The organism is Arthrobacter sp. Dra40, from assembly GCF_059091905.1.
Map to the genome: position 1 here is coordinate 1 of NZ_JBNHHB010000521.1, position 1,091 is coordinate 1,091.

The following is a 1,091-nucleotide window of genomic DNA, read 5'->3' on the forward strand; positions in this document are numbered from 1 at the left end:
ATGACCTGGACATCGACTCCATCTCGATGATGACCATCGTGGTCAACGCCGAGGAGAAGTTCGGCGTGCGCATCCCTGACGAAGAGGTCAAGAACCTCAAGACCGTTGGCGACGCCGTCAACTTCATCGTCAACGCCCAGGCTTAGTTCCGCGTTGCCCGGGCCAGCCCGGGATGCGGCGGCCGGCGGGAGGCTCCCGGTCCGGCCGCCGCACTGGACTTACTGCCCAATCACTATTGAGAGACTGAATCAATGGCACGCAAAGTAGTCATCACCGGCCTCGGCGCCACCACCCCGATTGGCGGCGACGTTCCCACGATGTGGCGGAATGCCCTCAAAGGTGTTTCCGGGGCCCATACCCTCGAAGATGATTGGGTGGCCCAGTACGAGCTGCCGGTGACGTTCGCCGCCAAGGCCAGCAACCGTCCGGACGAAGTACTGACCCGGGTCGAAGCCAAGCGGATGGATCCCTCGACCCAGTTCGCTGTGGTGGCAGCCCGCGAAGCGTGGAAGGACTCGGGCATCGAGGACGTCGACCACGACCGGCTGGCTGTCGCCTTCGCCACCGGCATCGGCGGCGTGTGGACGCTGCTCGACGCCTGGGACACGCTGCGCGACCGCGGGCCACGCCGCGTCTTGCCGATGACCGTACCGATGCTCATGCCGAACGGTCCCGCCGCCGCGGTCAGCATGGATCTGGGTGCCCGTGCCGGCGCCCACACTCCCGTATCCGCCTGTGCTTCCGGCACCGAGGCCATGTCTATGGGCATCGAGCTGATCCGGGCGGGCAAGGCCGACGTCGTCATGACCGGTGGCGCCGAAGCCGCGATCCACCCCATGCCCATCGCTGCCTTCAGTGCCATGCAGGCGCTGTCCAAGCGCAACGACGACCCCGAACATGCCTCGCGCCCCTACGACCTTGACCGTGACGGGTTCGTCATGGGTGAAGGTGCCGGCGCACTGGTGCTGGAAGCCGAGGAGCATGCCCTCGCCCGCGGTGCCCGCATCTATGCCGAACTTGCCGGTTCCGGCGTCACCGCCGACGCCTACCACATCACTGCTCCCGACCCAGAAGGACTTGGCGCCACCCGT

General features: G+C 66.4%; 2 protein-coding genes. Both read left to right on the plus strand.

Annotated elements, in window-relative coordinates; genetic code table 11:
- Positions 1-146: acyl carrier protein (locus tag AC5RWT_RS37720; RefSeq protein WP_494084669.1), on the plus strand; the 146-nt coding region annotated here is incomplete at its 5' end.
- Positions 147-251: 105 nt separating this feature from the next.
- Positions 252-1,091: beta-ketoacyl-[acyl-carrier-protein] synthase family protein (locus AC5RWT_RS37725; protein ID WP_494084668.1), on the plus strand; the 840-nt coding region annotated here is incomplete at its 3' end.